Annotated in this window: 11 protein-coding genes; 7 read left to right on the top strand and 4 right to left on the bottom strand. The window is 63.2% G+C overall.

Annotated features, from left to right (window positions below):
* Positions 1 to 176: 176 nt before the first annotated feature.
* The gene (locus tag IFU31_RS13300) at positions 177 to 2,867 is read left to right on the top strand and encodes a sensor domain-containing phosphodiesterase (RefSeq protein ID WP_192103226.1); all 2,691 of its coding nucleotides are present in this window, start codon (positions 177 to 179) and stop codon (positions 2,865 to 2,867) included.
* 89 nt (positions 2,868 to 2,956) lie between these two features.
* On the opposite strand, the gene IFU31_RS13295 is transcribed toward IFU31_RS13300, so the two are convergent.
* Positions 2,957 to 3,796: a 23S rRNA (adenine(2030)-N(6))-methyltransferase RlmJ gene (locus tag IFU31_RS13295; RefSeq protein WP_192103224.1), complete on the bottom strand. Its 840-nt coding sequence runs from the start codon at positions 3,794 to 3,796 to the stop codon at positions 2,957 to 2,959.
* Positions 3,797 to 3,871: 75 nt separating this feature from the next.
* Complete coding sequence (gene putP, locus IFU31_RS13290; protein ID WP_122479766.1) at positions 3,872 to 5,359, bottom strand: sodium/proline symporter PutP; 1,488 nt, start codon at positions 5,357 to 5,359, stop codon at positions 3,872 to 3,874.
* 393 nt (positions 5,360 to 5,752) lie between these two features.
* Here putP and putA point away from each other — a divergent pair, with 393 nt between their 5' ends.
* Positions 5,753 to 9,706, top strand: coding sequence for a trifunctional transcriptional regulator/proline dehydrogenase/L-glutamate gamma-semialdehyde dehydrogenase (gene putA, locus IFU31_RS13285; RefSeq protein ID WP_192103222.1), 3,954 nt, complete (start codon positions 5,753 to 5,755; stop codon positions 9,704 to 9,706).
* Between the two features lie 82 nt (positions 9,707 to 9,788).
* Here the strand turns inward: putA and IFU31_RS13280 are convergent, their stop codons facing one another.
* Positions 9,789 to 14,513, bottom strand: a complete 4,725-nt coding sequence (locus tag IFU31_RS13280) for a membrane-targeted effector domain-containing toxin (protein WP_192103220.1) — start codon at positions 14,511 to 14,513, stop codon at positions 9,789 to 9,791.
* Positions 14,514 to 15,028: 515 nt separating this feature from the next.
* On the opposite strand from IFU31_RS13280, the gene IFU31_RS13275 reads away from it, so the two are divergent.
* From IFU31_RS13275 to trxC, 5 genes are all read left to right on the top strand, one after another.
* A complete protein-coding gene (locus IFU31_RS13275; protein ID WP_122479769.1) occupies positions 15,029 to 16,771 on the top strand; it encodes a potassium/proton antiporter in 1,743 nt (580 codons plus the stop codon).
* A gap of 275 nt (positions 16,772 to 17,046) precedes the next feature.
* On the top strand, positions 17,047 to 18,720 hold the full coding sequence (locus IFU31_RS13270) for a M60 family metallopeptidase (protein WP_192103218.1): 1,674 nt from the start codon (positions 17,047 to 17,049) through the stop codon (positions 18,718 to 18,720).
* Between the two features lie 254 nt (positions 18,721 to 18,974).
* On the top strand, positions 18,975 to 22,355 hold the full coding sequence (gene mscK, locus IFU31_RS13265; protein ID WP_192103216.1) for a mechanosensitive channel MscK: 3,381 nt from the start codon (positions 18,975 to 18,977) through the stop codon (positions 22,353 to 22,355).
* A gap of 26 nt (positions 22,356 to 22,381) precedes the next feature.
* A complete protein-coding gene (gene selO / locus IFU31_RS13260) occupies positions 22,382 to 23,827 on the top strand; it encodes a protein adenylyltransferase SelO (RefSeq protein WP_192103214.1) in 1,446 nt (481 codons plus the stop codon).
* Positions 23,828 to 23,990: 163 nt separating this feature from the next.
* Entirely contained in the window at positions 23,991 to 24,434 is a 444-nt protein-coding gene (trxC, locus tag IFU31_RS13255) for a thioredoxin TrxC (protein ID WP_122479773.1), read from the top strand.
* 262 nt (positions 24,435 to 24,696) lie between these two features.
* Here trxC and IFU31_RS13250 read toward each other — a convergent pair whose 3' ends face one another.
* Positions 24,697 to 25,467: a ParA family protein gene (locus IFU31_RS13250; RefSeq protein WP_192103212.1), complete on the bottom strand. Its 771-nt coding sequence runs from the start codon at positions 25,465 to 25,467 to the stop codon at positions 24,697 to 24,699.
* Between the last annotated feature and the right edge of the window lie 11 nt (positions 25,468 to 25,478).

Below are 25,478 nucleotides of genomic sequence, written 5' to 3'. Positions count from 1 at the left end.
CGGATCCAATTGCAGAATTTTGTGCGCCTGCCGACAACATGGAAGCACCGAGCCACTGTACCGCTTGTAAGCCCGAGCGCCATGATGCAACCTTGCCTGACGCGCCCGCCTGTAGGGACCCTAGCCTGTAAGGATGGTTGTCCCTGCGCGACCAGTACCCTTGAAGCGAGTTTTCAATGAAAAGCCAGCCCGATGCCGCCAACCGCATGGTGGCCGAGGTAGTGACGCAGCTGCCGGTGCCCTCGCGCCTGGGAATGCTGCGTTTCGAACGGCTGAACGAGGCCAGCTGGGCACTGCTTTATCTGGATCCGGCCTGCGAACGAACCTTCGGTCTTCCCGCCGCGCAGCTGTGCTCGCTGACCGGCTCGCCCTACGCCAGCCTGATGGAGCCGGAGGCGCGGCACCGTCTGCACGATGCCATCCAGGCGCAGTTGGTCGACAGCGCCCATTACACCGTGCGGTATACCCTGCACAGCAACCACGGCAGCCTGCACCTGATGGAGCTGGGCGAAGCCTTTCGCCAACGCAATCGGCAGCTGTTGCGGGGCTACCTGATGGTGGTCGACGCGGCCGTCGGCGACGTAGTCGACGACACGCTGAAACCCGCCAGCGTGAGCAGCCCGCTGCAGATGGCGCTGGAACTGAACCAGCGCGCGCAACAGGAACAACTGCAGCACATGGAGCGCGCCAGCGCCCAGCAGGCATTGATCCTGAGCCTGGCACAACAACGCTACGGGCCTCACAAGCCGTTGCTCGAGGCGGCCGAACTGATCACGCGCAATGCCTGCGATATCTATGCCGTGGACTGTGCCAGCCTGTGGACACTGCAAGGCCAGCAGCTGCTGCCCATTACCGCCTATTACGGTGATCGGCAGGTGCATGGCTGTCTGCAGCCTGTAGACCTGGGGGAATTCCCCGATTACCTGGCGGCCCTGCACGCCAGCCGCGCCATCGACGCCAGCGACGTGGCCAGCGATCCGCGCACGCGCCAGCTTGCCCGGCAACTGGCAATGCGCGATGTCAGCTCGGTGCTCGATGCCAGCATCCGTATCGACGGCCAGGTGGTCGGCGTGCTGTGCCTGGAGCAGAGTGGCGGTGGGCGGGTCTGGCGTGCGGACGAGATCGCCTTCGCCGGCGAGCTCGCCGACCAGTTCGCCCAGGTGATCAACAACCACGACCGTCGTGCGGCCACCAGCGCCTTGAATCTGTTCCAGCGCGCGGTCGAACAAAGCGCCAATGCCTTTCTGCTGGTCAACTGCGATGGCGTGGTCGAGTACGTCAACCCCAGCTTCACCGCGATTACCCAGTACAGCACCGAGGAAGTCCACGGCAAGCGCCTAGCGGATCTGCCAGCCCTGGAAAACCTCAGCGAGCTGTTGTTCGACGCGCCTTCGAGCCTGGCCAACGGCAACAGCTGGCAAGGCGAATTCAAGAGCCGCCGCAAGAACCTGGAACCCTACTGGGGCCAGCTGTCGATCTCCAAGGTGTACGGCGACGACCGTGAGCTGACCCATTACATCGGCATCTACGAAGACATCACCCAAAGCAAGTTGGCCCAGCAGCGCATCGAGCGCCTGGCCTACACCGACAATCTGACCAACCTGGGCAACCGCCCGGCGTTCATCCGCTGCCTGGATGAAAGCTTCGCCCACGACAGCGACCGGCCGATCAGCATGATGCTGGTGGACATCGACAACTTCAAACGGATCAACGACAGCCTTGGCCACCAGACCGGCGACAAGCTGCTGGTGAGCCTGTCGCGCCGGCTGCGCAACAGCCTGAGTCCGGCCGGCAGCCTGGCACGTTTTGCCAGCAACGAATTCGCCGTGCTGCTGCACGACACTGATCTGGAAGCCGGCCAGCGCATTGCCCAGGAGGTGCTGCTGACGCTGGACAAGCCGATGTTCGTGGATAACCAGCTGATCAACGTCACCGGTTCCGTAGGCCTGGCCTGTGCGCCGCTGCACGGGCGCGACCCGCAGACCTTGATGAAGAACGCAGGCCTTGCGCTGCACAAGGCCAAGGCCAATGGCAAGCATCAGGTGCAGGTGTTCACCGAAGCGCTGAACGCCGAGGCCAGCTACAAGCTGTTCGTGGAGAACAACCTGCGGCGGGCACTGACCCAGAACGAACTGGATGTGTTCTACCAGCCCAAGCTGTGCCTGCGCACGGGCCGCCTGCTGGGCATGGAAGCGCTGCTGCGCTGGAACCATCCGGAAAAAGGCATGATTCGCCCCGATCAGTTCATCAGCGTGGCCGAAGAGACGGGGTTGATCATCCCCATCGGCAAGTGGATCGCGCGTCAGGCCTGCCGCATGAGCAAAGCCCTCACAGCGGCCGGGCTGGGCCGCCTGCAGGTGGCGATCAACCTGTCGCCCAAGCAGTTTTCCGACCCCGACCTGGTCGCGTCCATCGCCAGCATTCTGCAGGAAGAGGCCCTGGACGCCTCGTTGCTGGAGCTGGAGCTGACCGAGGGTCTGTTGCTGGAAGCCACCGTGGACACCCATCAGCAACTCGAACAGCTCAAGCAGTTGGGCATGACCCTGGCCATGGATGACTTCGGCACGGGGTATTCTTCGCTCAGTTACCTGAAGAAATTCCCCATCGACGTGATCAAGATCGATCGCAGCTTCATCCACGAGATCCCGGACAACCAGGACGACATGGAAATTACCTCGGCAGTGATCGCCATGGCGCACAACCTCAAGCTCAAGGTCGTGGCCGAGGGTATCGAGACCGCTGCACAACTGGCCTTCCTGCGGCGCCAACGCTGCGACGTCGGCCAGGGTTATCTGTTCGACAAGCCGATTCCCGGCGCCGAACTGATCGAACGGCTCAAGCGCTATCCACGCGGGCCGAAGGCCTGACCTTCCGCTGTGCCGAGGCATATCACCGGCAGTACGTGGCCAACGACCCGCGGCCGGGCGGCACAGGGCCGCGCCTCACGCCTTGAGGGTCACTCGGCGACCAGCCAGTCCATCTTCCAGCCGCCCTGGCTCTGGCCGAGCAGATTGGCCAACCAGGGCATCAGCTCGCGCAATTCTTCTTCCAGGCCCCACGGCGGGTTGGCAATGACCAGTCCCGAGCCGTTCAGGCTCTGCGGTGTGTCCAGCGGGTGCACCAGCAACTCCACGCGCAGCAGCTTCGGCGCGCCGGTGCTGGTGAGGTCCTGGTAGAAACGCTTGAGCGCACGCTCGTCGTCCTTGATCGGGTACCAGATGGCCGCCACGGTCTGGCGCATGCGGCCAATGGTTTCCTTCAGGGCAGTGGCGCAGCGCTTGAGCTCGTCGAGTTGCTCGAACGGCGGATCGATCAGCATCACCGCGCGTTTCTCGGCCACCGGCAGCAGGGCCCGCGGCACGTGCCAGCCCTCGCCCAGGTGCACGGCCACACGCGGGTCCTTCTTCATGTTTTCTTTGAGCAGCTGGCCGTCTTCGGGGTGTTTCTCGTTGAGCAGCACGCGGTCCTGCTGGCGCATCAACCGGCGTGCCAGCTCGGGCGAGCCGGGGTAGTAACGCAGCTCGCCTTCGGTATTGAGACGGTTGATGACCTTGACGTAGTCGTCGGTCAGCGCCGGGCGGTCGGTGGCCTGCCACAGGCGGGCGATGCCTTCGAGCCATTCACCGGTGCGCGTGGCCTGGTCGCCGCGCAGGTCGTAGAGCCCCAGCCCGGCATGGGTGTCGAGGTAGGCGAAGGGTTGTTCCTTGCGCGACATCAGCGCAACCAGCCGGGTGAGGACGATATGTTTGAACACGTCGGCGTGATTGCCGGCGTGGAAGGCATGACGATAGTTCATGGGGACTCCTGCAGATGCGCAGGAGTCTAGCATTTCAGATGGGGTTTTTCAGGGGAGCTGGCAGCCCCCACTGCATCACTTGCCTTGGTGGAACGCCGCCTCGGCGCGCTCGAAGCGGCTGACCATGGCCGGTGACGGCCCGCGGCCCAGCTTGCTGACGATCAGGATAGCCAGGCTGGCGAACACGAAGCCTGGGATGATCTCGTACAGCCCCAGCAACTCGAAGTGTTTCCACACGATCACCGTCGCTGCACCCACCAGAATGCCCGCCAGCGCACCGTTGCGGGTCATGCCTTTCCAGACCACCGAGATCAGCACCACCGGTCCGAACGCCGCGCCGAAACCTGCCCAGGCGTAGCTGACCAGGCCCAGTACGCGGTTGTCGGGATTGGACGCCAGCCAGATGGCAACCAACGCCACCAGCAGCACCATCATGCGGCCCACCCAGACCAGTTCGCGCTGCGAGGCGCCCTTGCGCAGGAACGCCTTGTAGAAGTCTTCGGTCAGGGCGCTGGAGCACACCAGCAACTGGCAGCTGAGGGTGCTCATCACCGCAGCCAGAATGGCCGACAGCAGCACCCCGGCAATCCACGGATTGAAGAGGATCTTGGCCAGCTCGATGAACACCCGCTCGTGGTTCTCGGTGACCGGACCGGCCAGCTCGGGGTGCGCCGAGAAGTAGGCGATACCGAAGAAACCCACGGCCACGGTGCCACCCAGGCAAAGGATCATCCAGGTCATGGAAATGCGCCGCGCCTTGGCAATGGAGCGCACCGAATCGGCGGCCATGAAGCGGGCAAGAATATGCGGCTGGCCGAAATAGCCCAGCCCCCAGCCCAGCAGCGAGATGATGCCGATGAAGGTGGTACCGCGCAGCATGTCGAAATTGGCCGGGTTCTGCGCTTCGATGGCCAGAAAGGCCGTGTCGACGCCGCCAGTGGCCAGCACCACGACGATCGGCGTGAGGATCAACGCGAAGATCATCAGGGTGGCTTGCACCGTGTCCGTCCAGCTTACCGCCAGGAACCCGCCAACAAAGGTGTAGGCGATGGTCGCTGCAGCGCCGGCCCACAAGGCGGACTCGTAGGACATCCCGAAGGTGCTTTCGAACAATCGCGCGCCGGCGACGATGCCTGAGGCGCAGTAAATGGTGAAGAACACCAGGATCACTACCGCCGAGATGATCCGCAACAGGCCGCTGGTGTCTTCGAAGCGCCCGGCGAAATAGTCCGGCAGGGTCAGGGCGTCACCGTTGTGCTCGGTCTGCACGCGCAGCCGGCCTGCGACGAACAGCCAGTTCAGGTAGGCGCCGATGATCAGTCCGACGGCGATCCAACCCTCCGACAGACCGGACATGTAGATCGCGCCCGGCAGGCCCATGAGCAACCAGCCGCTCATGTCCGAGGCGCCGGCGGACAGGGCCGTGACCACGCTGCCAAGGCTGCGACCGCCGAGAATGTAGTCGGAAAGATTGTTGGTGGAACGGTAGGCGAACAGGCCGATCAGGACCATGGCAGCGATGTAGATCACGAAGGTGATCAGAGTGGGGTTGCTGACACTCATGGGTGTCTCCTTGTGTTGTTTTTATGAGCCTGCGAGCGCGCTTCGGCGCTTCATGTACAGGTCGGCAGATTGCAGGATGTCCGGGTTGACCCAACGGCGCCGAACATTAGGCCGGCATTGGAGACGGGCGCAACCCCTTTTGGCAAGCAAGTTGCACCTCTGGAAACATCTGGATAAACACGGTGTATCTGCTTCCTTTCGGAGCATTCGCCTGTCATTCGCTACACAGCCGCACCTGGGTTGTGCAGATTCAACCCATGCAAAAAGATTTTCCGTCGAGCGGTGCAACTTTCGTCGATATACAGGTTGCACCTGGTTGCACCCCGCAAAGCGCACGGCTAATCTTGCCGCCGGCTTTATTGCCACGCACCGTGGCCCTGATGAGGACAAGAAATGGCAACCACCACCCTGGGCGTCAAATTGGACGACCCGACCCGCGAACGCCTCAAGGCTTGCGCGCAGTCCATCGACCGCACTCCACACTGGTTGATCAAGCAGGCGATCTTCAACTACCTGGAGAAGCTGGAAGGCGGCGCGACGCTGACCGAACTGACCGGCGCCGGGGTGAGTGGCAATGACGATGCGGGCGACATCCAGCCCGACCATGCCCATCAGTGTTTCCTCGAATTCGCCGAAAGCATTCTGCCGCAGTCGGTACTGCGCGCCGCGATCACCGGCGCCTATCGCCGCCCCGAGCCCGAAGTGGTGCCGATGCTGCTGGAGCAGGCGCGCCTGCCGGCCGACATGGCCGAAGCCACCAACAAGCTGGCCGCGCGCATCGCCGAGAAGCTGCGCAACCAGAAAAGCGCCGGTGGCCGTGCCGGCATCGTTCAGGGCCTGCTGCAGGAGTTCTCGCTCAGCTCCCAGGAAGGCGTGGCCTTGATGTGCCTGGCCGAGGCGCTGCTGCGCATCCCCGACAAGGGCACGCGTGATGCCCTGATCCGCGACAAGATCAGCACCGGCAACTGGCACCCGCATCTGGGCAACAGCCCCTCGCTGTTCGTCAACGCGGCAACCTGGGGCTTGCTGCTGACCGGCAAGCTGGTGTCGACGCACAACGAATCGGGCCTGTCGTCGTCGCTCAGCCGCATCATCGGCAAGAGCGGCGAGCCGATGATCCGCAAGGGCGTCGATATGGCCATGCGCTTGATGGGCGAACAGTTCGTGACTGGCGAAACCATTGGCGAAGCGCTGGCCAATGCCAGCAAGTTCGAGAACAAGGGTTTCCGCTATTCCTACGACATGCTCGGCGAGGCGGCGCTGACCGAGCACGACGCGCAGAAATACCTGGCCTCCTACGAGCAGGCGATCCATTCGATCGGCAAGGCCTCCCATGGTCGCGGCATCTATGAAGGTCCGGGCATCTCCATCAAGCTGTCAGCGCTGCACCCGCGTTACAGCCGCGCGCAGTACGAGCGCGTCATGGAAGAGCTGTACCCGCGCCTGCTGTCGCTGACTCTGCTGGCCAAGCACTATGACATCGGCCTGAACATCGACGCCGAGGAAGCCGACCGCCTGGAGCTGTCGCTGGACCTGCTCGAGCGTCTGTGCTTCGAGCCGCAACTGACCGGCTGGAACGGTATCGGTTTCGTCATCCAGGCCTACCAGAAGCGCTGCCCGTACGTGATCGACTACGTCATCGACCTGGCTCGGCGCAGCCGTCATCGCCTGATGATCCGCCTGGTGAAGGGCGCCTACTGGGACAGCGAAATCAAGCGTGCCCAGGTCGAGGGGCTGGAAGGCTATCCGGTGTACACGCGCAAGGTGTACACCGACGTGTCCTACGTGGCGTGCGCGCGCAAACTGCTGTCGGTGCCGGAAGTCATCTACCCGCAGTTCGCGACCCACAACGCCCATACGCTGGCGGCCATCTACCACATTGCCGGTCAGAACTATTACCCCGGCCAGTACGAATTCCAGTGCCTGCACGGCATGGGCGAACCGCTGTACGAACAGGTCGTGGGCAAGGTCGCCGATGGCAAGCTGAACCGTCCGTGCCGCGTGTATGCACCGGTCGGCACCCACGAAACACTGCTCGCCTACCTGGTCCGCCGCCTGCTGGAAAACGGCGCCAACACTTCGTTCGTCAACCGGATCGCCGACCAGTCCATTTCCATCCAGGAGCTGGTCGCCGACCCGGTGGCCACCATCGAGCGGATGGCGACCCAGGAGGGCCAGTTCGGCCTGCCTCATCCGCGCATTCCGCTGCCGCGTGACCTGTACGGCAGCGACCGGGCCAACTCGGCCGGTATCGACATGGCCAACGAGCATCGCCTCGCGTCGCTGTCGTCGGCCCTGCTGGCCACTGCCCACACCGACTGGAAAGCCCTGCCGATGCTGGGCTGCGAGGCCAGCAACGAACCGGCCCAGCCTGTGCTGAACCCGTCCGACCTGCGCGACGTGGTCGGCCATGTTCAGGAAGCCACGGTCACCGACGTCGACAACGCGATCCAGTGCGCACTGATCAACGGCCCGATCTGGCAGGCCACGCCGCCGGCCGAACGCGCCGCCGTGCTGGAGCGTGCCGCAGACCTGATGGAAGCCGAGATCCAGCCGCTGATGGGGCTGCTCGCCCGCGAAGCCGGCAAGACCTTCGCCAACGCCATCGCCGAAGTTCGCGAGGCCGTGGATTTCCTGCGCTACTACGCGGTGCAGGCGCGCAACGACTTCAGCAACGATGCCCATCGGCCGCTGGGTCCAGTGGTGTGTATCAGCCCGTGGAACTTCCCGCTGGCGATCTTCAGTGGCCAGGTCGCTGCGGCCCTTGCCGCTGGTAACCCGGTGCTGGCCAAGCCGGCGGAGCAGACCCCGCTGGTGGCCGCTCAGGCCGTGCGCCTGCTGCTCGAAGCCGGTATCCCCGAAGGCGTGCTGCAACTGCTGCCGGGCCGCGGTGAAACCGTGGGCGCACGGCTGGTGGGCGACGAGCGCGTCAAGGGCGTGATGTTCACCGGTTCCACCGAAGTGGCGCGGTTGCTGCAACGCAACATCGCCGGGCGCCTGGACTCGCAAGGTCGTCCGATTCCGCTGATCGCCGAAACCGGTGGCCAGAACGCAATGATCGTCGATTCCTCGGCGCTGACCGAACAGGTAGTGATCGATGTCGTGTCTTCGGCCTTCGACTCCGCCGGCCAGCGCTGCTCGGCCCTGCGCGTGCTGTGCCTGCAGGAAGACTCGGCCGACCGTGTGATCGAAATGCTCAAGGGCGCCATGGCCGAAGCGCGCCTGGGCAATCCCGAGCGCCTGAACGTGGACATTGGCCCGGTGATCGACGCCGAGGCCAAAACCGGTATCGAGAAACACATCCAGGGCATGCGCGACAAAGGCCGCGACGTGTACCAGATGGCCATAGCCGACAGTGCCGAAATCAAGCGCGGCACTTTCGTCATGCCGACCCTGATCGAGCTGGAAAGCTTCGACGAGTTGCAGCGCGAAATCTTCGGGCCGGTGCTGCACGTAGTGCGCTACAAGCGTCGCGACCTGGACCAGTTGATCGGCCAGATCAATGCTTCCGGCTATGGCCTGACCCTGGGCGTGCACACACGCATCGACGAAACCATCGCCAAGGTGATCGACAACGTTCATGCCGGTAACGTCTACGTCAACCGCAACATCGTTGGCGCTGTGGTGGGCGTGCAGCCGTTCGGCGGCGAAGGCCTGTCGGGCACCGGCCCGAAAGCCGGTGGTCCGCTGTACCTGTACCGCCTGCTGTCGACCCGGCCAAACGACGCCATCGCCCAGTCCTTCGCCCGCACCGATGCCGGTACGGCGCCGGACGTGCGTCTGCGTGACGCCCTGGGCAAACCGTTGCAGGCCCTGCAAGCCTGGGCTTCGAGCAACCAGCAGGCCGAACTGGCGCAACTGTGCAGCGACTTCGCCGCCCAGTCGCAGAGCGGCGTGAGCCGGCTGCTCGATGGCCCCACCGGCGAGCGCAACAGCTACACCATTCTGCCGCGCGAGCACGTGCTGTGCCTGGCCGACACCGAAGCCGACCTGCTGGCGCAGCTGGCAGCGGTGATGGCCGTGGGTTCCAGAGCAGTAGTGCCCGACAACGAGCTGGGCAAGGCCGTGCGCGGGCGTTTGCCCAAGGAAGTGCAGGCGCGCATCCAGTTGGTGCCGGAGTGGAACAAGGACGAGGTGCACTTCGATGCCGTACTGCATCACGGCGACTCCGACCAGCTGCGCGCGGTGTGCGAGCAGATCGCCAAGCGCAGCGGCGCCATCGTTGGTGTGCATGGCCTGTCGCAGGGTGAAACCGGCATCTGCCTGGAGCGCCTGGTGATCGAGCGCGCGCTGAGCGTGAACACCGCCGCCGCGGGTGGTAACGCGAGCTTGATGAGCATCGGCTAACGCCGTCACGAAGGAAAACGCCACCCCGGCCTGCGCCGCGGTGGCGTTTTTTTGCCTCTCCATCAGGCGCATCGGTCGGTATTCAGGGCTGCACGAGGCTCAGGTTCTGCTCGGCCATGGCCGCCAGCAGGCCCTGCAGTGTCCAGAACCTGCGTCCATGGACCTTGTCCCAACTGGGCCGCGACAACCAGTAGCGGCCCAGCGTCTTCTCGACGGGCGTGTGGTAGATGTTGCCGTCGCGACTCAGGTGCACCACCTGGCGCTTGCCTTCTACCTTCTGCAGGTAGAAGGAGCCGGGATGAATCAACCGCGGCGGCGCCGGTCCCAGACCGACGGGCGTGTGGGTCAGCAAGGCTTCCATCTCGGTGGCCAAAGCTAGCTGCGACGCAGTGAGCTCGCCAGTGCCAGCCGACGGACGCAGATGCTGGGTGGGTACTTCCAGCTCCAGCAGAAAGTCGGCTTTGACCATGCCCTGATTGAAATGGGTCTCGAAGCCCGGATCTGAACGCAGGCCAGGTCTGCCGCCGGCATCCGGCGTACTGACTCGTACCCCGATGGCCTTGTTGAGTTCGGCCAGGCCTGGCGTGCCCTTGAAGGTGTTGGCGTGACTGTTGCCCACCAGCGCCACCCAGTTGTGCTCGCCCGTGGCGTGCTGATGGTCGGCAATGACCCGGGTCGCCAGGTAGCTGAACATGCGCTGACGCGCCGTGCTGCGCGCATCCATCACGCCCTTGGCATACCAGCTGGCAGCGCAATCGAGGCTGACCACCTGCAGACCGGCGTCGTGGGCCTTGACCACCACCTGCTCGAAGGTGAAAGGCTGCCCCGCGTCCACTTTGTGGCCGGTGTCGAGCGACTGCAACCGGGCTTTCAACGCCGGTGTCATGACGCCGCTGCCATTGAAGGCTTTGAGGTCGTCGGCCAGGAAATCCATCGGCAGATGCTCGAAGTACAAGGTCTTCACGCCAGTGGCTGCAAGCGTCGCGAAGTTGTCGATCAGAAACCGCTTGGAGGCTGCCGAGGAATGGGCTTCCCCCACCACCAGGCCATTGGCGTTTTCATACACGGCGGCAATCAAGGCAGCAGGTTGAACGTCGCTGGCCAGCACCGGCAGCGGCACGCGCGGTTCGCGCGGTGTGTGCTCGAGGTAGGCATCGGCGTCCTGCAACAACTGCCGGCGCTGGGCGAAGAACCGACTGCGGGCTGCATCCCCCGGCGTGGCCTGCAGCGACGCAGCCATTTCATCGAGGTTGTAGCGCCCCCCTCGGGCCAGTACCTGGCTCATGACGGGACGATCATCCGGTACGATCAGGTAGTCGCCCATGGCGCTGGGGTCGGCAGTGGCCCCGGTGCTGCTTCCTGCACGCGAGCGGCCGCCGGCGCGTAAACCGGTATCCAGATGAGTGACGAAGCGTCCATCGGGGCCTGGTCGAACCGGATGTTCGTGGTTGTTGGCTGCGGTTCGACGCAGGCGCAAAGTGAGTTCGCCGCGGCGACGAAACACTTCGTAGGCATGGCCATCCTGCCAGAGATAGAGCTTGCCGCCCTGTTTCCAGGTACCGGCGTCGGGTCCGCGCTGGAGCCTGGCGCCGACCAGGCTGACCGACGTCTCGTGGCCTGCGAAACCGTCGAGCCGCGTTCGCTGCGGGCTTACCTGCAGCGCAGCCGGGCGCAGGCCCTGGCGCGGCTTCAAACTGCCACGCGCGACTTTGGCAGCCGCCATCCCCGGCAGAAATGACAGCAGGGCAAAACCGAAGTTGAGTTCGGCCGATGCCAGGCGGCGCAAGCCCAGCGCGGGGTCACTGCCCGCAAAGGCCTGCACCGCCTGCCTGGCGTCATGCCAGCCGTCGCTGAGCTGCATCAGCGTACCGATACCCGGCAGGTAGGCAAGCCCGGACATCAATAACTGTTGACCACCCTCGCGCAGTTGCCGCGCGAAAGCCGCACGCACATCCTCGCGGCTGCGAGAGATGAGGCTGGCATCATCGAGCAGCTTCGATCGGTGATCGCGCAGCAGTTTGGTCGCCAACGGCCAGACAGGATCGGCCAACGGGGAAAACTTGATGAAGCGGCCATAGCTGCGTTGATAAGCCTGCTCGATGTAGCTTTCGCGCGCTGCCGTGGGTTGGCCGACGCCCGCTTGCCCCGCCAACCACCGGCGCACCGATGCGCTGCGCAGGCGCAACAACAGGCTGTCGCGCAGGCCTTGAACACTGGTTGCCTGGATGAAGTGAGCGCCGTGCGGCACATCGGGCAGGTACAGGCAGTGAAGGTCTTGGGCGGGTGCCTGGATCAGCAGCAGGCCGCTGGACAAGTCCGCCTGGCCGGGCCCAAGGCTCAGGGTGACCGCGCCGAGTGACACCCCCAGCGCCGCTTGCGCGGCGGCGGACCTGCACTGCGCCGCCCTTTCCAGCATCTGCCAGGCCTGCTCGGTCAGCCAACCCTGACACCAGGCACCAAACGCCTGCAGCCTGAATGCCGCGCTGTAGGGCAGCGCCATGATCTGCCCGTGCAGCGCGGGCCTGGCCGACGCACCCGCAGCGATGGTGAACAGCGCCTGGACGCTTTCCCGATAACGCCGGGCCACATCGAGTTCAAGCACCAACCTGCGCAAGTAGGGGATGTCCAGGCCGGCCATGCTCACCTCGGCACCGGTGTCTCGATGCACCCATTGCGCATACCTCAGGCGCAAGGTCATCTGCCGGTCGATATTGAGCAAGGCCAATTCGACGATGCTGATCGTGGAATGCGCAGCGCTGGGCACCTGAATCTGCGAGGGCACATTGGGCACCGCCTTGACCTCGACACTGTCGGGCAGCCTCAGCAGCAGTCGCTCGGGATCGATGCTCTGCTTCAGGTCGGCCCTGAGCCGTGTTTCGAGCAGATCGGCCGCGAAGGCCCGGATCGTGGTCGGCCGACCTTGCAGATACGCCTCCTGGCCCGCCGCCAGCCGGTTGTAGTCATCGAGCAGGCCGGCATAGTGGTTTCGCTGGGTCTGCCCCGCTGTCGCCAGCCAGCGAGGCAACGCCTGCAACACGGCCTGCAGACGGCGCTGCTCGGCGATATGGCCGATGGCTGTTTCTCGTATGCCGTGCGCCGGTTGCCGCAATGCGCTCGCCAGCTCCTCTCGCAGACGCTGCCGGCCTTGGTCATCGGGCATCCGCGCTGCTGCCTGATCGTACCGATCGATCGTCGCGCGAAGGTGGCTGTCGATCCAGTCTCCTTCGACCGGCGTGGTCACCAGTGGCAGTTTTTCCAGCGCCAGCAGCGGTGCCAGGCGTTTCTGCGTATCAGCAGGGAAGCGCGCCCAGAGCGCGGTGAAGGTGGGGTCACGCAGACTGGCCGTGACGCACTGCAACAGTTGCTCGAGCGAAGCGAAGCGACGCACGCCACCGCTCTCTCCTGTCAGGAACAGCAGCGCAGGCACGACCTGTTCGGTGTTCACCCACACGCTGGCCGCAGCGATGATGTAGGCTCCAGGCAGCGTGCAGGCATAGGTCGCCTCGCCCACCGCCAATTCGGCGACCACCGTACCCTCCGCGCCCCGCAGGTGAGCGTCAGGCTGATTCACGACCTCCAGTATCCGCTCAAGGTCGGCCTCCGCAAGCGTGCCCTCGCAGACTTGCAGCCCGGCGTCATGGCGCAGGGCGTTGCTCAGTTCCAGCGCCAGCGAATGCTGGCGCGACAGGCCCTGCCCCCTGTCGTGGGCCCAGAATGCACGGGTAGGCCAGGACGCCTCTGTGGTCAGTGCCTCGAGCAGCTGTCGAGTCTTGCCTTGCGCCGCTTGCCAGGCACCGTGGAGCTGGCGGTAATGCTTGTGTTCAGGGCTGTCCAGGGCATCACCTGCATACCCTTGGACACCTCCTTCGCAGGCATCCAGCTTCTCTTTGAGCAGCGCCGTGGCGATATTCGGCGTGATGCCGCCAAAGGTCAGCAGCGCCCGTTGGCGCTCGCCATCCGCCCTGATGGCAGCAGCCACCACGGCACTGATGGCCTTGGGCAGAGGAAGCCAGAAGTGTGCCGATCGCTGCCCTGACTCACTGTATTCAGGCGGTGATCCAGCTTCGGCCTGGGCCACCACTTGGCTGGCGATACTGGTCCGCAAACCATGTTCGAGTACGCGCGCTGTGTGTGGAACGAAACGCACCCTGGCGCCCAGGCTTGTGGAAAGGCCCGATAGGCCGTTTGCCGAGAACTGCAAGGCCAGGCGCTGCCGCAGCACGTGGCCCTGGGCGGAAAACAGATACTCGATCAGACCACGTCCAGCCTCGGTGGCGCAGCCGAACTCGAACAACTGCTGTTCCAGCCCAGGGCACACCAGCAAACAGCGTCCTCCACCCCGGCGCTCGATCAACTCGGCGCCGGGCAGCATGGCGTGTGTGCCGTCGCTGGCCAGCAGCGTTACCGTGCTGCACACCAGCAGTACGGCGTCCTCGCCTGGCTGCAGAGCGTCCAGCAACAGCCTGCGCCCGGCCTCGGTCACTTCGCCCAACGCTGCCAGCAACTGGGCGCGATGCATCAGGTCTTCGGCGCGCAGCGCCTCTGCGTGCTGTAACCGCGATAACACGGTGCCAGGGGCTAGGTCACTCCAATAAAGGTCGGTGTCCGTTTGCAGCTGCGCCCGGGCTTGGTGATCGAGAGACTGGAGCAGCGGTGCCCCTGCCGCCAGGCTCTGCTGCGCGAGCGTTGTCTGGGCAACGGCATCGACCAGGCTCTGCAGGCGATTGAGCAAAGGAGTGCGCAGGTGGTCTTGCCCGATATGGGTATTGAGCAGGCTGTTCAGTTGTTCATCGAGTGAGGTGTCCATGGGTTCGCTCTTGCACATTGGGCGACCACTCTGGACAGCACGGCTCACAACAGCGCGCTACATAAGCGCTACCACCAGACGACGCTCGGTTGGTGGATACGAAGCCCGGCACTGCTTGCATGATTGGCCCAACTAGCAGGAGGCTTCCTTCTCTTGCCGATGAATCCTCCTACAGCGCAAACAGGCCGGTCCGAAAGAGGCTTCCCAAACATCCACGCGATACTTCCTACGCCGAAACAAAAACCTACGCACTCCCCTTGGAACGGAGAAAGGGTGCTGATTCTTACAAACGCCCTCCTCCACATATGCAAGGCGCATCCGTAAGTCCTGTAGGACTTTTCCTGCCCGTAACACCACAGCATGGCTGCTGGTGCCCGTCTGCAACACCGCCGACGTGTGATGATTCCACGCAAGGCTTTGACAGTTATGCATTTACACAGGTTATTATCCCTTGGCACGCAGCCTGCATGAGCGACTGCCTTTTCACCTCGTTTTCAGAAACCGGAGTACCGCCCTTGGATGCCACCTTCATCAACAGCCTGTTCTTGATCGGCGCGTTGCTTGTAGGTGCGAGCATTCTGGTCAGCTCGCTTTCCTCCCGCCTGGGCATTCCCATTCTGGTGATCATCCTGGCCGTAGGCATGGCCGCCGGGGTGGACGGCGGCGGCATCATCTTCAACAACTACCCCACGGCCTATCTGGTCGGTAACCTGGCGCTGGCGGTAATCCTGCTCGATGGTGGCCTGCGCACGCGGGTATCGAGCTTTCGCGTGGCGTTGTGGCCCGCCCTGTCGCTGGCCACGGTGGGGGTGCTGATCACCACCGCGCTGACTGGCGCTGTCGCCGCCTGGCTGTTCGACCTGAGCATGATCCAGGGGCTGTTGATCGGCGCCATCGTCGGTTCCACCGATGCGGCGGCGGTGTTCTCGCTGCTGGGCGGCAAGGGCCTGAACGAACGGGTGACCGCCACGCTCGAGATCGAATCGGGCAGCAACGACCCCATGGCGGTGTTCCTCACCGTGACCCTGATCGACATGATCGCCAGCGGCCAGACCGGACTGCATTGGGGCCTGCTGGGGCACCTGCTGCGCGAGTTCGGCATTGGCGGCGTGATTGGTCTGGGCGGCGGCTGGGTCATGCTGCAACTGGTCAACCGCATCAACCTGGCCGCCGGCCTGTATCCGATCCTGGTGGTAGCCGGTGGCCTGCTGGTGTTCGCTCTGACCAACGCGCTGCACGGCAGCGGCTTCCTGGCTGTCTACCTGTGCGGCCTGGTGATGGGCAACAAGCCGATCCGCAGCCGCCATGGCATTTTGCACATGCTCGATGGTATGGCCTGGCTGGCGCAGATCGGCATGTTCCTGGTGCTGGGGCTGCTGGTCACGCCCCACGACCTGCTGCCCATCGCCCTGCCCGCGCTCGCCCTGGCCCTGTGGATGATCCTGGTCGCGCGGCCGCTGTCGGTGATGGTCGGCCTGCTGCCATTCAAAGCGTTCCATGGCCGCGAAAAAGCCTTCATTTCGTGGGTCGGCCTGCGCGGCGCGGTACCGATCATTCTTGCGGTGTTCCCGCTGATGGCCGGGCTGCCGGATGCGCAGCTGTTCTTCAACCTGGCGTTCTTCATCGTGCTGGTATCGCTGCTGGTACAGGGCACCAGCCTGCCGTGGGTAGCCAAGCTACTCAAGGTCACCGTGCCGCCGGATCCCGCGCCGATCTCGCGTTCGGCCCTCGAGGTGCACATCACCAGCGAGTGGGAGCTGTTCGTGTATCGCCTGGGTGCGGAAAAGTGGTGCATCGGAGCAGCCCTGCGCGAGCTGAAAATGCCCGAAGGCACACGTATCGCCGCACTGTTCCGCGGCCAGCAATTGCTCCACCCATCCGGCAGTACCGTGCTGGAAGTGGACGACCTGCTGTGCGTGATCGGCCACGAGCACAACCTGCCGGCCTTGGGCAAACTGTTCAGCCAGGCACCGCAGCGCGGTCTGGACCTGCGTTTCTTCGGCGACTTCGTCCTCGAAGGCGACGCGCAATTGGGCGCAGTGTCGGCGCTCTACGGCCTCAAGCTCGATGGGCTCGACCCGCAGATGCCGCTCAGCCGCTTCATCATTCAGCGGGTTGGCGGCGCGCCGATCGTTGGCGACCACGTAGAATGGAACGGCACCGTCTGGACGGTCGCGGTCATGGACGGAAACCGGATCATGAAAGTGGGCGTGAGATTCCCCGAAGGAAGTCGTCCAGGGCCTGGGCTCTTCCTTTGAATTCCTGACGGGTGAATTCAAGCCCGCTGATGAATGAACGGCCTGCGTACTCAACAACGCTAATACGACCGTTCATCCTGTAAAAAAACATTCAGCTCCCCAACTTTGTACAGACTTTAACTACTGAATCGGAATACCTTTTTTATTCAGTAAGTTGCGAACAGTGTGCAACATTGCAACGCCCCTCCCCTTTGATTTCTGCCGTTTCCGCTGGCGCGACCATTACATTGACCCTGCTAGCCTGATTGTGTCTCAACTTCCATCAGGCCAGGCCCATGCTCCCGGATACCGTACTTTCTTTTCAAGACGCAGCGGTAAATGCGCGACTGTACAACGGCTCCCAGTCACAAAGTTTCCTGTTGACCGGGAACGCTGGTGAAGATCAATTCGTGCAAAACCGCTATACGCGTTACCGCTTGAGTTCCGACGGCGCTCGATTGTGGGCGCAGCCGGAAGAAGACGTTCGGACACAACGTTTCCAAATCAGGCGCTACTCGGATGACACCGTATCGATCCAGTCCGTGCTGACTGGGTACGTGCTGACCTTCAATCATCAGACACCGACTATGGAGATCCTGGTGGCCGGCAACTTAAACCAGCGCTTCCGGCTGGTCACTCAGGGCGATGGCTCCATAGGCATCCGCAGGCACCGCTGGGCGACGTTCGAGGCCACCGTGGACCGTTTCGCGGCCATGTATCGACTGGGTACGCGCTTTCCCCTGATGAACCGGCAACCAACAGGTTTCTACGCCCCCAAGAATAGCGCTTTCAAAGTGATCGTAGTACACACGGACACCCCGCCCATCGCGATGAACCTTTTCATTGGCGCCCCTTACGCCGACACGGACACGCAATACTCCCAGCAACGAACTTATCCCCTTCAACTTGGCACCAATACCATTACCGATCCTGGTGGAGGGGTCATCTACTTCCAACTGGCCAATGAAATAAACGCCGCCAATGTCATCATTCTGGGTGCACAGGAACTTCCCTACTTCGAGCACGGCAATACCTCAACAGCGGTCTATCACGCCATGCTCGACGCCCGGCCAACCCCGTACGTGGAGTTGTACAGCGCCCGGGTCGTTCTGACCGTCGATCGGGCATCGGCGCAGGCTTACAAGAACAGTGGCATACCGCTGCTGATGGCAACTTACGAGCGCATCATTGACGTGCAAGAGACGTTACTGGGTCTGGACAAGGCAGAAGAACTTCATGCACCGGCTCCGCTGAAATATCATCTTGTACTGGGTAACCACGGTGGCGCTGGATCGGCACATGCCACCACCGGGTACACGGCATACAACATGGCGTATGCACGAGGGCTGCTTGAACCCGAGCGCCTCAAGGCGGAGTGGGCAGTGCCTCACGAAATAGGTCATCAGAACCAGATGCGCGCCTACTTGCCCAATGATTTCAGCGAAGTGACCAACAACCTCTTCGCCATGGCGACCCAGCGGGTATTCGGTGTGCGGTCGAATTTGACTCACCCCGGCGCGAACGGCAAGGACACTTGGGACAATGCGCTGGAAAAGCAGGCCGCGGCTGATCTGGACATAACCCAGCTATCTGCGTTCGAGCGTCTGGCGGCCCTGGAGCAACTACGCCTTGGGTTTGGCGACGCTTTTTGGCCACGGTTGAACCGGATTGCCCGTGAGCATGGCCCTTGGAGCACAACGCCCTCACGAGCCCAATCGTTCGATAACTTAGCACTGTTCGGGAGCATGGCCGCTTGGGCTGATCTGCGAGCCTTCGTGCGCGCCTGGGGGATGCCTCTTTCAACGGCAGCCGATCAGCAAATTGCCGAGATGCGCCTGCCTGCGCCGCCTGCAGATCTGCTGACGCTCAGGGAGCCTCGGGCTGGAGCGAGTGCGAGCTCCAGCCCTGAGAAAGAGCCGGAATGTGGCACCGAGCCGCCCGGCGACACGTCTCTGCTTAAAGATGCCTAGACTGGCTCGAAGGGCGCTGGCCCCAGCGATTTGGTCGGGGCCGCAGTCCGGCCCCGCCCGAGACTGTGTGACGGACCGAAGGCGCATAAACCGGACTGTTCACATGACATAGCCTGGCCTGCGTCAGGCAATGCGGTCATGCACGGGAACCGGATCATGAAAGTGGGCGTCAAATTCCGCGAAGGAAGTCGTCCAGGGCCTGGGCTCTTCCTCTAAACTGCCCATCTCTCTTCGAGCTGTACGACGTCTAACCTATGCGCAATTTTCTTTCCGCAGCCCTGCTGGGGCTGTGCATGGCTGTCGCCGGCGTTCAGGCTGCCGACCCCCTCAACCGTGAAACGGTGCAACAGAACCTCGACAAGATCGCCGAGCGCAAGCTGCCAGAAGCCGACCAGAAGGCGCTGCAGCAGGCGTTCGAGCAGACCCTGGGGCTGCTTGGCAACCAGGCCGACAATGAGCGCAAGCTGGCCGAGCTCAAGCAGCAACTGGCCGATGCGCCGAAGCAGACCCTGGAGGCGCAGCGCGAGCTGAGCCGTCTCAAGGGCATGCCGATCATCCCTGTGAGCCAGCGCTATGCCACCTTGAGCGTGCCGCAGCTGGAGCAGATCTTCAGCGAGCGCACCACCGAGCAGGGCGAATTGCAAAAGGCCTTGTCCGATGCCAACAGCCTGATCATCACCGCGCAGACCCGCCCGGAACGCGCGCAGACCGAAATCAGCGCCAGCCAGAACCGTATCCAGCAGATCAGCGGCATTCTCAAGCTGGGCAAGAACGACGGCAAGGCGCTGACCCCCGACACGCGCAACCAGTTGGCGGCCGAACAGGCGTCGATCAATGCCTTGATCTACCTGCGCCGCCAGGAGCTGGCCGGCAACAGTACCCTGCAGGACCTGGGCAATGCCCGTCACGACCTGGTGCTGGAGAAGACCACCCGTTTGGAGCAGGAAATCCAGGACCTGCAGACGCTGATCAACCAGAAGCGCCTGGCGCAGTCCCAGGAAACCGTCACCAAGCAGTCGCTGGAAGCACAGAAAGCCGGCGGCAGCAGCGTGCTGGCCACGGAGAGTGCGACCAACGTCAAGCTGTCCGACTACCTGCTGCGCAGCACCGACCGGCTCAACGAGCTGACCCAGCAGAACCTCAAGACCCGCCAGCAGCTGGACAGCGTGACGCAGAGCGACCAGGCCCTGGACGAGCAGATCAGCGTGCTCAAGGGCAGCCTGTTGCTGTCCAAGATTCTCTACAAACAGAAGCAGGCGTTGCCGCACTTGAAGGTCGATCGCGACCTGGCCGACGAGATCGCCGACATCCGCCTGTATCAGTTCGAAGTCAACCAGCAGCGCGAAGCCATCGGCAACCCGGCGGCGTACGTGGACAACCTGATGGTCAATCAGCCACAGGACCAGAACGCGCCGCAATTGCGCAAAAGCCTGCTGGAGTTGGCGGTCACCCGCAGCGACCTGCTCGAACGCCTGAACCGGGAGCTGAGCGCACTGCTCAACGAGTCGATCACTCTGCAGCTCAATCAGAAGCAACTGCTCAGCACCGCGCAAGGCCTGCGTGCCACGCTGGACGAGCAGATGTTCTGGATCCCCAGTAACAAGCCGCTGGATGACGAGTGGTTCAAAGCCGTGCCGCGACGCCTGGAAAACCAGGTCACCACCCTGCCCTGGGCATCGAGCGTAAGCGAACTGACCGATGGCCTGGTGCAGCGGCCGTTGCTGTTCCTGCCCCTGCTGCTGGTGATCGGCCTGCTGCAGTGGAAGCGCAAGTTTCTCTACCAGAAGCTCAATGCGGTGCATCAGGACATCGGTCACTTCAAGCGCGACCGGCAATGGCACACACCGGCGGCGATTCTGATCAACATTCTGCTGGCCATGCCCATGGCCCTGGGCCTGGCCCTGTGCGGCTACGCCTTGCTGATCGATGCTCGCGGGCAGAATGCCGGTCTTGGCGCGGCCATGTTGCAGATCGCCCAGGCCTGGCTGGTGTTCTACACCGCCTATCGCATCCTTGCCCCCGGCGGCGTGGCCGAGCTGCATTTTCGCTGGGAGCGTGCGCAGGTGGCCTTCCTCCAGGGCTGGGTGCGCCGGCTGGGCTTCGTCGTGCTGGCGCTGGTGTCGGTGGTGGCGGTGGCCGAACTGCAACCCTCGGCGCTGGCGGATGACGTGCTCGGCATTGCCGTGGTGCTGACCTGCTACGCATTGATGGCCTGGCTGCTGGGACGCTTGTTGGTCAGCAGCCCGACCCACAAGAGCGCTTCACTGTTCCGCCGTACCATCGGCCTGTTGTTCACCGCGCTGCCGATCGCGCTGTTCGTGGCTGTGTGTTTTGGCTACTACTACACGGCGCTCAAGCTCACCGACCGGCTGATCGACACCCTGTATCTGCTGATGATCTGGCTGGTCATCGAAGCCGCATTCGTGCGTGGCCTGAGCGTCGCCGCCCGGCGCCTGGCCTACCAACGGGCACTGGCCAAGCGGCAGACGGCGAAGGACAGCGGCGAAGGCGAAGCAGTCGCCGAAGAGCCGACCCTGGACATCGAGCAGGTCAACCAGCAGTCCCTGCGCCTGGTGCGTCTGGCCTTGCTGGCCGGCTTCATCGGCGCGCTGTACTGGGTCTGGAGCGATTTGATCAGCGTGTTCGCCTATCTGGACAACATCACCCTGTACGAGTACACCAGCGGCACCGGCGCGGCCATGAGCATGGTGCCGATCAGCCTCAGCGACTTCATTGGTGCGGCGGTGATCATCGGTATCACCTTCGTGCTGGCCGGCAACCTGCCGGGGCTGCTGGAGGTGCTGGTGCTGTCCAAGCTCAACCTGGCCCAGGGCAGCGCCTACGCCACCACGACGTTGTTGTCGTACGTGATCGCCGGGGTGGGTTTCGTGTCCACGCTGTCGACCCTGGGGGTGAGCTGGGACAAGCTGCAGTGGCTAGTCGCGGCGCTCTCGGTAGGGCTGGGTTTCGGCATGCAGGAGATCTTCGCCAATTTCATTTCCGGCATCATGATTCTGTTCGAGCGCCCGGTGCGCATCGGCGACACCATCACCATCGGCAACCTGTCGGGAACGGTGAGCAAGATCCGCATTCGCGCCACCACCATCACCGACTTCGATCGCAAGGACATCATCGTCCCCAACAAGACCTTCATCACCGGGCAACTGATCAACTGGTCGCTGACCGACACCATCACCCGGGTGACGTTGAAGCTGGGCGTGGACTACGGCTCGGACCTGGACCTGGTGCGCACCCTGCTGCTCAAGGCTGCGCGGGACAACCCGCGGGTGCTCAAGGACCCGGAGCCACTGGTGTATTTCCTCAACTTCGGCGAAAGCACCCTGGACCACGAGTTGCGCATGCACGTGCGTGACCTGGGTGACCGCAACCCGGTCCTGGACGAGATCAACCGCTTCATCAACAAGGAATTCAAGCGCCAGAACATCAACATTTCGTTCCGGCAAATGGAGATCTACCTGAAGAACACCACCGGCCGCGAGTACAAGCTGGTGCCCGCCGAGCCTGGAGAAAGTGCCGGCACCCTGCAGCCGGCGACGACGCCTGCGCCGGCCGAGCCACCGAGCGCACCCCAGGCCGTGGAAGCACCCAAGCCACCGCCCTCGAAACTTGATTGAGCGCACCGCGCCAACGGAGAACGCACATGAAAGGCCTCGACGAACTGATCTTCGACAACCGCTTCGCCCGCCTGGGCGACGTTTTCTCCACCCACGTGCTGCCCGAGCCGATCGACAACCCACGGCTGGTAGTGGCCAGCGATGCGGCGATGAGCCTGCTGGACCTGGACCCGGCATGCGCCCGGACGCCACTGTTCGCCGAGCTGTTCAGCGGGCACAAACTGTGGAGCGAGACCGAACCACGGGCGATGATCTACTCGGGCCATCAGTTCGGCGGTTACACGCCACAGCTGGGCGATGGCCGCGGGGTGCTGCTGGGCGAGGTGTACAACGAGGCCGGCGAGCACTGGGACCTGCACCTCAAGGGTGCCGGGCAGACGCCCTACTCGCGGATGGGCGATGGCCGGGCGGTGCTGCGCTCCTCGATCCGCGAGTTCATTGCTTCCGAAGCCTTGCATGCCTTGGGCATTCCCAGCAGTCGCGCACTGTGCGTGATTGCATCGGACACCCCGGTGTGGCGCGAGAAACAGGAACGCGCTGCCATGCTCCTGCGCCTTTCCCCCAGCCATGTGCGTTTTGGGCACTTCGAGTACTTCTACTACACGCGCCAACCCGAACTGCAGAAACAGCTGGTCGACCATGTGCTGGCAGCCCACTTCCCCGGCTGTGCAACCCAGCCCGAACCCTACCTCGACATGTTCCGCGAAGTCGTCGAGCGCAACGCCGAACTGATCGCCCAGTGGCAGGCTTACGGGTTTTGTCATGGGGTGATGAACACCGACAACATGTCGATTCTGGGCATTACCTTCGACTTCGGGCCGTACGCCTTCCTCGACGATTTCGATGCGAATTTCATCTGCAACCACTCCGACCATCAAGGCCGCTACAGCTTCAGCAACCAGGTGCCCGTGGCGCACTGGAACCTGAGCGCGCTGGCTCAGTCGTTGACGCCGCTGATCAGCGTGGAGGCGCTGCAGGAGGCGTTGGCGTTGTTCTTGCCACTGTACGAGGCGGCTTGGCTGGACATCATGCGGCGGCGACTGGGTTTCACCCTGGCCGAAGAGGGCGACAAGGTGTTGCTCGAACGCCTGCTGGGGCTGATGCAGAACAGCGGTGTGGACTACAACCTGTTCTTCCGCCGCTTGGGTGAGGACGGCTCGCTGGCCGTACTGCGCGACGATTTCGTCGATATCCAGGGCTTCGATGCCTGGGCAGGCGATTACCAGGCGCGCATGGAGCGCGATGTGGTGGAAGGCCGCACGGAACGCATGAACCAGGTCAACCCGTTGTACATCCTGCGCAATTACCTGGCGCAAAAAGCCATCGATGCGGCCGAAGACGGTGACTATTCGGAGGTGCGCCGCCTGCACCAAGTGCTTTGCAATCCATTCGAAGCGCAGCCGGGCATGGAAAGTTACGCCGAACGGCCACCGGAGTGGGGCAAGCATCTGGAGATCAGTTGTTCGTCGTGAGCAACACTGGCCGCGAACGCTGCACCGCAGTGCATCAGGCAGACCGCATCCTGCCCTTCGCGGCCGATGACCGCTCCTACGGAGTAGGCTGTGGCGCTTGGGTTGATAACCGATCTTTCTGCCTCCAGATACGCAGGGGCCATCTTTCAAATCGGAGCCGGACATGAGCGACTCACTGGTAATCCCCTGCCCGCAGTGCAACGGGCTCAACCGCATTCCTGCTTTGCGCCTGACCGACCAGCCAAAATGCGGGCGGTGCAAGGCGGCGGTGTTGCTCGATACACCTTTCGAGCTGACTCAAGGTGACTATGCCAGCCAGATCAAGGGCGATCTGCCGCTGCTGGTGGACGTCTGGGCCGACTGGTGCGGGCCATGCAAATCCTTCGCACCGGTGTTCGAGCAGGCGGCAAAGCAACTGCAGGGCCAATGCCGACTGGCCAAGCTGGACAGCCAGGCCAACCCGCAGCTGTCCACGCAGCTTGGCATCCGCTCGATACCGAGTTTGATCCTGTTCAAGAATGGTCGAGAAGTGGCGCGGCAGAGCGGCGCGATGCCGTTGCCACAGTTGCTGGCCTGGCTCGGTGCCCAGGGTATCGCCAACCTGTAGCAACCTGATGCACCGCATCGAGGCCGGACGCGGCTTGCGCCGCTGCTACAGGGGATTGAGCAAGGCCCGCCCTTGGGTTGATCGCGGTGCGTGCGCCAGCGGCGCAAGCCGCGTCAGCGAACGGCGCGGTAGGTCAGGCGGATCGCGGTGCCCGTAGCAGCGGCGCAAGCCGCGTCAGCGAACGCCGCGGTGGATCAGGCAGATCGCGGTGCCTGATTCGCGGCCGCAGAACGCTCCCACAGTCGATCACAGGGGTGGGAGGTCAGGCTTGTTCGAGCAGGTCATGCAGCTCGACGAACTGCTGGGTCAGCTTGTGTCGCGGGTCCAGGTAGATCAATGGGATATTCAGCTCATGGGACTCGCGCATCTTGACCGAGCTGTTCAAATACACCGGCAGCACGGGCAGGCCCTCGGCGATCAGTTCGTCGAGCATCTGCCGAGGCAGGCTGGCCCGAGGCTGGAACTGGTTGACGACGATACCTTCGACTTCAAGACCCTCGTTGTGGTCCTCTTTCAACTCAGCGATTTCACTCAGCAGACCATAGAGCGCATGCCGGGAAAAGCTGTCGCAATCGAAGGGAATCAACACCCGATCCGCAGCGATCAGCGCCGACACCGCATAGAAATTCAGCGCCGGCGGGGTGTCGATATAGATCCGATCATAATCTTCACTGAGCTCGTCGAGCAGTTTGCGCAGCTTGTTGATCTTGTGCTTGGCTTCCAGCTTGGGCTGCAGATCAGCCAACTCCGCCGAAGCCGTGACTACATGCAGGTTGTCATAGGGCGTTTGATGGATATCCACCTTGCCTTTCTTGCTGGCCGGACCCGACGACAGGATCTGCTTGAAGAAGTCCGCGATGCCCATCGGAATATCGTTACCGGTCAGCCCGGTGAGGTACTGGGTAGAGTTGGCCTGGGCATCGAGGTCGATCAATAACGTGCGAAAGCCCTCGTTGGCACTGACGGCCGCCAGGTTGCAGGCAATGCTGGATTTGCCTACGCCGCCCTTCTGATTGAACACCACGCGCCGCATCTATATCCCTC

It is taken from the genome of Pseudomonas sp. CFBP 13602, assembly GCF_014842725.1.
Lineage (GTDB): Bacteria > Pseudomonadota > Gammaproteobacteria > Pseudomonadales > Pseudomonadaceae > Aquipseudomonas > Aquipseudomonas baltica.
This window is presented reverse-complemented; position numbering and strand designations above follow the sequence as displayed.

Coding starts and splice junctions, on each gene's coding strand:
- putA (WP_192103222.1), top strand. CDS start 5,753: ATGGCAACCACCACCCTGGGCGTCAAATTGGACGACCCGACCCGCGAA.
- IFU31_RS13250 (WP_192103212.1), bottom strand. CDS start 25,467: ATGCGGCGCGTGGTGTTCAATCAGAAGGGCGGCGTAGGCAAATCCAGC.
- mscK (WP_192103216.1), top strand. CDS start 18,975: ATGCGCAATTTTCTTTCCGCAGCCCTGCTGGGGCTGTGCATGGCTGTC.
- putP (WP_122479766.1), bottom strand. CDS start 5,359: ATGAGTGTCAGCAACCCCACTCTGATCACCTTCGTGATCTACATCGCT.
- IFU31_RS13280 (WP_192103220.1), bottom strand. CDS start 14,513: ATGGACACCTCACTCGATGAACAACTGAACAGCCTGCTCAATACCCAT.
- selO (WP_192103214.1), top strand. CDS start 22,382: ATGAAAGGCCTCGACGAACTGATCTTCGACAACCGCTTCGCCCGCCTG.
- IFU31_RS13300 (WP_192103226.1), top strand. CDS start 177: ATGAAAAGCCAGCCCGATGCCGCCAACCGCATGGTGGCCGAGGTAGTG.
- IFU31_RS13270 (WP_192103218.1), top strand. CDS start 17,047: ATGCTCCCGGATACCGTACTTTCTTTTCAAGACGCAGCGGTAAATGCG.
- IFU31_RS13295 (WP_192103224.1), bottom strand. CDS start 3,796: ATGAACTATCGTCATGCCTTCCACGCCGGCAATCACGCCGACGTGTTC.
- trxC (WP_122479773.1), top strand. CDS start 23,991: ATGAGCGACTCACTGGTAATCCCCTGCCCGCAGTGCAACGGGCTCAAC.